Annotated in this window: 9 protein-coding genes and 1 pseudogene; 4 read left to right on the top strand and 6 right to left on the bottom strand. The window is 45.7% G+C overall.

Annotated elements, in window-relative coordinates:
* The 3 genes and pseudogenes from AAC147_RS12965 to AAC147_RS12955 form a co-directional block, all read left to right on the top strand.
* Window positions 1-276: pseudogene (locus AAC147_RS12965) on the top strand (DNA primase); the annotation flags it as partial.
* Entirely contained in the window at window positions 230-424 is a 195-nt protein-coding gene (locus tag AAC147_RS12960) for a hypothetical protein (RefSeq protein WP_156115362.1), read from the top strand. The pseudogene AAC147_RS12965 and the gene AAC147_RS12960, both read left to right, overlap by 47 nt.
* Window positions 425-496: 72 nt before the next feature.
* Window positions 497-1,117, top strand: a complete 621-nt coding sequence (locus tag AAC147_RS12955; RefSeq protein WP_052189547.1) for a tyrosine-type recombinase/integrase — start codon at window positions 497-499, stop codon at window positions 1,115-1,117.
* A 17-nt stretch (window positions 1,118-1,134) separates the two neighbouring features.
* On the opposite strand, the gene lysS is transcribed toward AAC147_RS12955, so the two are convergent.
* The 5 genes from lysS to xerD all read right to left on the bottom strand — a co-directional run bounded on the left by lysS (window position 1,135) and on the right by xerD (window position 7,475).
* The gene (lysS, locus tag AAC147_RS12950; RefSeq protein WP_047681682.1) at window positions 1,135-2,649 is read right to left on the bottom strand and encodes a lysine--tRNA ligase; all 1,515 of its coding nucleotides are present in this window, start codon (window positions 2,647-2,649) and stop codon (window positions 1,135-1,137) included.
* A 9-nt stretch (window positions 2,650-2,658) separates the two neighbouring features.
* Window positions 2,659-3,757 (bottom strand): peptide chain release factor 2 gene (prfB, locus tag AAC147_RS12945; protein ID WP_156115361.1). Its coding sequence is split into 2 segments (ribosomal slippage): window positions 2,659-3,681 and window positions 3,683-3,757, totalling 1,098 coding nucleotides; the frame shifts between segments, so codons are not numbered across the junction.
* A 218-nt stretch (window positions 3,758-3,975) separates the two neighbouring features.
* The gene (recJ, locus tag AAC147_RS12940) at window positions 3,976-5,709 is read right to left on the bottom strand and encodes a single-stranded-DNA-specific exonuclease RecJ (RefSeq protein WP_047681679.1); all 1,734 of its coding nucleotides are present in this window, start codon (window positions 5,707-5,709) and stop codon (window positions 3,976-3,978) included.
* A 50-nt stretch (window positions 5,710-5,759) separates the two neighbouring features.
* A complete protein-coding gene (dsbC, locus tag AAC147_RS12935; protein ID WP_047681676.1) occupies window positions 5,760-6,461 on the bottom strand; it encodes a bifunctional protein-disulfide isomerase/oxidoreductase DsbC in 702 nt (233 codons plus the stop codon).
* A gap of 75 nt (window positions 6,462-6,536) precedes the next feature.
* On the bottom strand, window positions 6,537-7,475 hold the full coding sequence (gene xerD / locus AAC147_RS12930) for a site-specific tyrosine recombinase XerD (RefSeq protein ID WP_052189545.1): 939 nt from the start codon (window positions 7,473-7,475) through the stop codon (window positions 6,537-6,539).
* Between the two features lie 106 nt (window positions 7,476-7,581).
* On the opposite strand from xerD, the gene fldB reads away from it, so the two are divergent.
* Window positions 7,582-8,100, top strand: coding sequence for a flavodoxin FldB (gene fldB, locus AAC147_RS12925; protein ID WP_047681673.1), 519 nt, complete (start codon window positions 7,582-7,584; stop codon window positions 8,098-8,100).
* A gap of 83 nt (window positions 8,101-8,183) precedes the next feature.
* On the opposite strand, the gene AAC147_RS12920 is transcribed toward fldB, so the two are convergent.
* Complete coding sequence (locus tag AAC147_RS12920; RefSeq protein ID WP_047681670.1) at window positions 8,184-8,564, bottom strand: DUF4354 family protein; 381 nt, start codon at window positions 8,562-8,564, stop codon at window positions 8,184-8,186.
* Window positions 8,565-8,861 lie beyond the last annotated feature (297 nt).

Raw genomic sequence — 8,861 nt, 5'->3', positions numbered from 1 at the left:
CTGGACGAAATGCCGCCACAGACGCGCAAGCTGTTGCTGTTGATACAGGACTGGATACGGGACAGCGGTCAGGCTCGCCATGAGAGGATTTTTACCCGCAAACAGTTGCGTGATGCGGTGCAGTGGGGCGATACCCAGCTCAAGCTCCATCTCTCGCGGCTGGTCGAAATGGAATACCTGCTGCTGCACAAGCGCGGGCTGACGTTCGCCTATGAACTGCTGTTTGACGGTGACGACAGCAACACCGCGCACCTGTGCGGCCTTATCGTACCGTGACAGGACAGGTATGACTTACTCCGGTCGGGGTAAATGGATAAGCAGTCGCCCGCGGGTCGGGGGTCAGTCGGCAGGCGGTCGGCATAGCAACATCCCCGCAAAGACAGACACCGCAAGACGTCAAAGCAAAGCGGTCGGGTTAGCGTAAAAAACACGGTTCCCGGCACCTTCATTTAACCCATCGTAACCGTCTTCTTGCACAGACAGAAAGGAGCTTCTCATGGCATCGACAACACTCAGACAACATATCGAGGACTACCTTGAACACCTCGACGCCCTGCGCTACACACGGCAAACCCGGCAGCACTGCAGAAGCGATCTGATGCAGTTCGCGCGCTGGTGTGACGAACGGGGGATAACCCGGGCACAACAGGTGAGCTTTCCCCAGCTGGAAAGCTGGCAGCGGGGACTGTCAGCCCGGAAGAACTGGCGGGGTCAGCCCCTCACGGGCAGCACCATCGCGAAAAAGCTGACCCACCTGCGTAATCTGTTCAGCTGGCTGGCGAAGCGGCAGCACCTGCTGTACAACCCGGCGCAGGGGCTGGAGTTGCCGCGGCAGGAGCGGCGTCTGCCGTGGGGCATGCTGAATGAGCAGGAAACCCGGCAGGTTTTAGCCCTGACCGGGGACAATCACCCGCTGAGGGTACGGGATCGCGCCATGATGGAAACGTTATGGAGTACAGGCCTCCGGCGTTCAGAAGTCCAGCGGTTACAGGTCAGTGATATCGACTTTGCCGCCGGGGCGCTTACTGACACGCTACGCTTGCCTTTTCCTCACTTTTTATTTTCCTCACTGCAAAAACGCCCCGCTCAACAAACTGAGCAGGGCGTTATTTATTGATTTTAATCAAAAAACGATTATTTATTCGGACGCATAGCCGGGAATAAGATCACGTCACGAATGGTATGGCTATTAGTGAACAACATCACCATACGGTCGATACCAATACCCAAACCCGCTGTTGGCGGCATGCCGTGTTCCAATGCAGTTACGTAGTCATCATCGTAGAACATGGCTTCGTCATCACCTTCGTCTTTCTGACGAACCTGCTCTGCAAAACGTTCTGCCTGATCTTCTGCGTCGTTTAGCTCGGAGAAACCATTACCGATTTCACGTCCACCAATGAAGAATTCAAAACGGTCAGTAATGAATGGATTATCGTCATTACGACGCGCCAGTGGAGAAATTTCTGCCGGATATTCAGTAATAAATGTCGGCTGAATCAGATGGCTTTCCGCAGTTTCTTCAAAAATTTCACACTGAACACGGCCTAATCCCCAACCTTTTTCAACTTCAATACCAAGAGATTCAGCGATAGCAACAGCTTTAACCATATCATCCAGATCCGCAACGTTGGTTTCCGGGCGGTATTTGCAAATTGCTTCTTTCATGGTCATTTTCACGAAAGGTTTGCCAAAATCGAACTCTTGTTCGCCGTATTTGACCAACGTCGTACCCAACACTTCCTGAGTCAGTGTGCGGAACAATTCTTCAGTCAGAACGATCAAATCCTGATAATCAGCATAGGCCATGTAGAGCTCCATCATGGTGAACTCTGGATTATGACGTGGTGAAACGCCTTCATTTCGGAAGTTACGGTTGATTTCGAACACACGTTCAAAACCACCCACCACCAGACGTTTCAGGTAAAGCTCTGGCGCTATACGCAGATACATGTCGATATCCAGCGCATTGTGGTGAGTAATAAATGGACGCGCACTCGCTCCGCCAGGGATCGCCTGCATCATCGGCGTTTCAACTTCCATGAAGTTTTTGCTGATCATGAAATTACGCAACGCAGACATCACACGGGAACGGATCTGGAATGCCTTACGCGATTCATCATTCGAGATCAGATCCAGATAACGCTGGCGGTAACGGGTTTCCTGATCCGCCAGACCGTGGAATTTATCCGGCAATGGGCGTAATGCCTTAGTCAGTAAACGCAGTTCACTACAATGAATAGAAAGCTCGCCGGTTTTGGTTTTAAATAATTTACCGCGTGCACCTAAAATGTCACCTAAGTCCCATTTTTTGAACTGCTCGTTATAAATGCCTTCCGGCAGATCGTCACGGGAAACGTAGATCTGAATACGGCCGCCCATATCCTGCAAGGTCGCAAAAGATGCCTTACCCATGATACGGCGGGTCATCATACGACCTGCAATAGTCACTTCAATGTTCAGTGCTTCCAGCTCTTCCTGAGTCTTGTCATCGTATTTTGCATGCAGATCTTCAGAAATGTTTTCACGACGAAAATCATTCGGGAATGCAATACCGTTGCTGCGCAGTGTAGCCAGTTTTTCACGGCGTGTTTTCAGTTCGTTATTTAAATCAGGAGCCTGTTCAGCCCCCTGCTGTTGTTGTGACATTTTAGTTCCTCATAGGCCAGCTTTTAAGCTTGCTTCAATGAATTTGTCCAAATCACCATCCAGCACAGACTGCGTATTGCGGGTCTCAACACCTGTACGCAAGTCTTTAATGCGGGAATCATCCAAAACATAAGAGCGGATTTGACTACCCCAACCGATATCCGATTTGTTCTCTTCCATAGCCTGTTTATCAGCATTTTTCTTCTGCATTTCCAGCTCGTACAGTTTAGCTTTCAACTGTTTCATCGCCTGATCTTTGTTTTTATGCTGAGAGCGGTCTGTCTGGCACTGAGTAACAATACCTGTCGGTACGTGAGTAATACGCACCGCAGATTCGGTTTTGTTGACATGCTGACCACCCGCACCAGAGGCACGGTATACGTCGATACGCAAATCAGCAGGATTGATTTCGATATCAATGTCATCGTCAACTTCCGGGTAAATAAAGGCTGAGCTGAATGATGTATGGCGGCGACCACCAGAATCAAACGGGCTTTTACGTACCAGACGATGTACGCCGGTTTCTGTACGTAACCAACCGTAGGCATATTCACCGATAATTTTGATGGTAGCAGATTTCAGACCGGCAACATCGCCATCAGATTCTTCAATAATTTCGGTCTTAAAGCCTTTGGATTCCGCCCAACGCAAATACATGCGCATCAACATACTCGCCCAGTCCTGTGCTTCCGTACCACCAGAACCTGCCTGTAGATCCAAATAACAGTTTGCACTGTCATATTGGCCAGAGAACATGCGACGGAATTCAAGCTGGCCTAATTTTTCTTCCAATTGTTCCAATTCAGCTACCGCTTCATTGAAAGTTTCTTCATCATCAGCTTCAATGGCCAGTTCCAACAAGCCGTTTACATCTTCTAAGCCTTGCTCAAGCTGATCAATCGTTTCTACAATGCCTTCCAGCGATGAACGCTCTTTACCCAACGCCTGTGCCCGTTCCGGTTCATTCCAGACATCAGGCTGTTCCAATTCAGCATTGACTTCTTCTAAACGTTCTTTCTTGGCATCATAGTCAAAGATACCCCCTCAGAACTGCTGTCCGCTCAGACAGGTTCTGAATATGGTTTTTTACCGGATTAATTTCAAACATATTTCGTGTCTTATACGTTGTGTTTTTATAAAAAACGATGTTTTTTACAGAAAGATGATCGTATGGATATTTTCGAACCGCGTATTGTAACGGATCTGGCAAAGGGTTTATAGCATTTCAAGTGACTTGCCACATAATCATACGTGATTATGTGGCAATGGATAGATGGTTAATCACACTACCTTAGCCAATTGATCGACTCAGCCAGTAAGGCCAATTCAGTGAGGCCAGATGTGCTGGATTAAAAGCTGAACATCACGGTTACCGCGAAATTCGTTGATATCCAGTTTATAAGCCAGTTCCACCGTCTTAACGCTGTTATCTGGCCAGAATTTTGTATCGATGTTAAACGCAATACCATCCAACATCGGCCCTCCGTTTAACGGTTCAAGCATGACTTTCAGATGATTTTCACCAACAATCCTCTGTTGCAGGAGCTTAAATTTACCGTCAAATACCGGCTCAGAAAATGCCTGCCCCCAAGGACCTCCATCCCGCAGGATCTCAGCAACTTCCAGTGACAACTCTTTTAATGTCAGTTCACCATCACTCCAGATAACACCTTCAAGTTGAGCGACATCCAGCCAGTCTGCCACCAGTTCAGAGAAACGGCGCTGAAACTGGCCGAATTTATCCTGCTCAATCGATAACCCGGCTGCCATAGCATGGCCACCAAATTTCAGCATTAATCCCGGATATAAGGTTTCAAGGCGCTCAAGGGCATCTCGCATATGGAGCCCATTGACGGAACGACCTGAACCTTTTAGTGTTCCGTCTCCCGCAGGAGCGAAAGCGATAACCGGACGATGAAAACGTTCTTTAATACGAGATGCTAAAATGCCCACAACTCCCTGATGCCATTCAGGATGATAAATAGCCAGCCCGTAAGGTAATTCAGTATGAGTACGTTCAATTTGGTCACAGATCTGCAAGGCTTCCTGCTGCATACCCTGTTCAATTTCACGGCGAGTTTGGTTCAATCCATCTAATTCACAGGCAATTTGTCGTGCCTGTACAATATCATCAGTCAACAGCAATGCGACGCCAACGGACATATCATCCAGTCGCCCTGCTGCATTTAACCGTGGGCCCAGGGAGAATCCCAAATCACTGGCAACCAGCTTTCCTGATTCCCGTTTGGAAACATCCAGTAATGCACGAATACCGGCACAACAGCGCCCTGCCCGGATCCGGTTCAATCCCTGATACACCAGAATACGGTTGTTGGTATCGAGAGGAACGACATCTGCTACTGTTCCCAATGCCACCAAATCAAGCAATTCTGCCAGATTCGGCAAAGGGATACCCTGTTGCTCAAACCACCCTATTTTACGTAGTTCCGCTCTGAGTGCGGACATCAGGTAAAAAGCAACACCAACACCGGCCAATGCTTTTGAAGGAAAGGAGCAATCCACCAGATTGGGGTTAATAATGGCATCTGCGGCTGGCAGTGTTTCCCCCGGCAAATGGTGATCTGTGATGATCACTTTAATACCGTACTGATGTGCTGCCGTAACACCCTCATGGGAAGAGATCCCATTATCGACGGTAATGATCAGATCAGTCCCTTTTCTGGCGACATCATTCACGACCTGCACACTTAATCCATAACCATCGTCAAAACGATTAGGCACAAAATAATCTAGATTCCGATATCCCATTGCACATAATGCACGGATGCTTAATGCGGTACTGGTTGCTCCATCAGCATCAAAATCACCGACAACAACAATGCGCCAATGTTGGTGCAATGCTGTAATAAGCAAGGAAACAGCCTCTTCAATGCCATTGAGAGATTGATAATTAAGTAACCCTTTCGCTCCGCGTTCTAACTCATCAGCCTGGCGTATACCACGTGTAGCATATAAGCGGCGTAATAACGGATGGATACTATCGGGAAGGTGGCTATCATCCGCCGCTGGGCGGCGGCGGAGTTGTGTTTTTCTATTCACTGGGCTTAATTCACTACCTGTTATTCACTAAATCAGGATCGGTTGGATGGTTATTCAGCATGCTGCGCTAATGCGTCAGCTAAATCTTTTGGCGGCATAAAACCACTAATCATACTGCCATCTTTGAGTATCATAGCTGGTGTTCCACTGACACCAAACTGTAAGCCGAGCTCATAATGTTTGGCAATATCCTTTTTACAACTTTCAATAGGTGAAATTTTCTCGTCTTTAAAAGCATCATCCAATGCCTTAGCAGGCTTCGCACTGCACCAAATAGATTGCATATCTTTCGCTGATTGGTGTTGCAGACCATGACGAGGGAATGCCAGATAACGGATAGTTATTCCCTCATCATTATATTTCTTAATATTTTCATGTAACTTACGGCAATATCCACAAGTAATGTCTGTAAATACAGTCACGACATGTTTTTCTTTTGGAGCCTTATAAATGATCATTTGATCTTTCAAGGCTTCCAGTTTTTTTACCAAAGCCTGATTAATCACTTGTTTTGGTACTTTTCCACTGAGATCGTAAAGTGGCCCCTGGAACAGATATTTACCGTCATTGGATATGTAAAGAGTCCCATGCGGGGTTAAAGCAGTACTTACCCCGGTAATATGTGATGGCGTGATACTTTCTGCCTTAAGTCCCATTTTTGACAATGAGTTATTAATCATGCTGTCGTCAGCAAAAGTATTGTTAGCAAAAGCAGTTAGTATTAAGGAAAGACAAAACGCAATTTTCTTCATTACTTTGTTCCTTTTTGCACCTTTCTTCGCAAACTATTCATAAACAGTGCTCAATGAACGGCCATTTATGAATTGTTATCCGCGAGGATGATGTTGTTGATGCAGCACTTTAAGACGTTCAGTTGCCACATGTGTATAAATTTGTGTTGTGGAGAGATCACTGTGTCCGAGTAACATCTGCACAACCCGTAAGTCAGCGCCATGATTGATTAAATGTGTTGCAAAAGCATGGCGTAAAACGTGTGGGGATAAACGCTCGGAATCAATACCAGCCAATACAGCATAATGTTTGATCCGATGCCAGAAAGTCTGGCGCGTCATCTGTGTTCCCCGTTTACTGGGAAAAAACACATCGGAAACTATGCCATTCAATAACCATGGGCGTCCATACTCTAGATATTGCTCCAGCCAGTAGAGAGCTTCTTCACCTAAAGGAACTAATCTTTCTTTGTTCCCCTTACCTATGATCCTGACAACGCCCTGACGTAAGCTCACATCTGATAATGTTAATCCAACCAATTCAGATACGCGTAATCCACAGGCATAAAGCACTTCAAGCATCGCTTTATCCCGCAGTTCTATTGGTTGCTCAGTCGAGGGCGCGTTTAGCAAATCTTCAACCTGTTTTTCGCTTAAATCTTTTGGTAAGCGCTTAGGTAATTTGGGGGCAGATAACAGCGCGGTTGGATCATCCGTCCGCATTTTTTCACGATAGAGATATTGAAACAATCTGCGCATGGCACTCAACAAACGCGCAGAGCTACTGGCTTTATAACCGCCATCTACCCGTTCAGCCAAAAATGATTGTAGTTCGATAGACTGTACAGAAAGCAAATCATAGCCACCATACACCAGCCAATTATTCAAAGATTGTAAATCAAGCCGATAAGAAGCCAATGTGTTTTCTGCCAGATCTTTTTCCAGCCAGATCGTATCCAAAAATTGTTCTATCAGGGGATTAGCCGATGGGCTCTGTTCCGATACATCAGTTTTTAATACGTGTTTGCTTGGCACAAGCCCTCCTTTATATCTGCGCCTTCCGATCGGCTATTATGCCTGAAAAAGCAATTCTTCTGTTACAATACCCCCTCTCATATTAGAAATTCTCTGATAAATAATGATGAAAATTGGTCTCTTTTACGGCTCTACCACTTGTTATACTGAAATGGTAGCAGAAAAAATACGCGATATTCTTGGTGAGGATCTGATCGACCTACACAACGTCAAAGATTGTGATCCTAAATTGATGGAAGAATATTCTGTCTTGATCCTCGGCATTCCTACATGGGATTTCGGTGAAATACAGGAAGATTGGCTGGCTATTTGGGATCAACTTCCATCACTGAATTTGACAGGGAAAATTGTTGCCATGTATGGCATGGGCGATCAAATTGATTACAGCGAATGGTTTCTGGATGCTCTAGGAATGCTGTATCACCATTTACTTCTTACGGGCGTGCAGTTTATCGGTTTCTGGCCGACTGAAGGTTATGAATTCACCAGTCCGAAGCCATTGACGGAAGATGGCAAACAGTTTGTCGGCCTTGCTCTGGATGATGTGAACCAGTTTGAAGAGACTGATGAGCGTTTGAATCAATGGAGTATACAGATATTGTCAGAAATGGAAGCACTGTTTTAGCATCACTTAAGTTTCCTTAAGAGTTCAGAGCGAGCCTGAAAAGCTAATCCAGATAAAGCAGCCAGGAAGGCTGCTTTATCTGGTTACTTGCAATTATCAGAAATTTTAATAAGAGCGGCTTTATGAACTACGTCATTTTCAGAAGCAAACACGGCAATGCCTTTGACGGATTTACCCGCTTTCAGTGTGCCCTGATTCAGCTCTTCATCAACCGTATCCAGCCTAAATTCTTTTTTATCAGGTGAGTAAGCTTTCAAACAAAGCTTTGACAAATCAATATCCTTACCGGATAAGTTCGCTACTGCAACTTCGAAGGATTTAGTGTAAGCATTTTTGCTACCCACTGACATAGAGCCGTTAGATTTCTCTGTAGAATAAACTACAACATTATCAAGAGTAGAGGCGTTTGCAACAAAGCAAAAGCCAGCCAAAGTAACTGATGCGACAAGTGTGGAAACCTTCATATAAGTCCCTTCTTTAAGATGAAATTTCGTAATAACTGTACGTATGCAAGATACAATCTCAATTATAATACTACCTTTAAGTAACTAATCCATCAGAAAGTGGCATTTTAAATAAGCTTGCAAAATAGCAGATCACTTGGAGGGAACTCAGTCCAATTTTTGCGATCTGATTAATCGCCAAATCAAAAAAATCCCAAAATGGACTGAGTGATGCGAATCATAGCACCAATTCCCCGAAGTGAACGACGTCAGATGAAAAAATTTATTCATAAAACCCGGGATAAAGATTATGCCCGC

This window comes from Xenorhabdus sp. NBAII XenSa04 (assembly GCF_963866145.1).
In the GTDB taxonomy this organism is placed as follows: Bacteria; Pseudomonadota; Gammaproteobacteria; order Enterobacterales; family Enterobacteriaceae; genus Xenorhabdus; species Xenorhabdus indica.
This window is presented reverse-complemented; position numbering and strand designations above follow the sequence as displayed.

Bases quoted from the DNA above. Each gene is read 5' to 3' on its own strand.
- AAC147_RS12955 (WP_052189547.1), top strand. From the start codon at position 497: ATGGCATCGACAACACTCAGACAACATATCGAGGACTACCTTGAACAC.
- lysS (WP_047681682.1), bottom strand. From the start codon at position 2,649: ATGTCACAACAACAGCAGGGGGCTGAACAGGCTCCTGATTTAAATAAC.
- dsbC (WP_047681676.1), bottom strand. From the start codon at position 6,461: ATGAAGAAAATTGCGTTTTGTCTTTCCTTAATACTAACTGCTTTTGCT.
- fldB (WP_047681673.1), top strand. From the start codon at position 7,582: ATGAAAATTGGTCTCTTTTACGGCTCTACCACTTGTTATACTGAAATG.
- AAC147_RS12920 (WP_047681670.1), bottom strand. From the start codon at position 8,564: ATGAAGGTTTCCACACTTGTCGCATCAGTTACTTTGGCTGGCTTTTGC.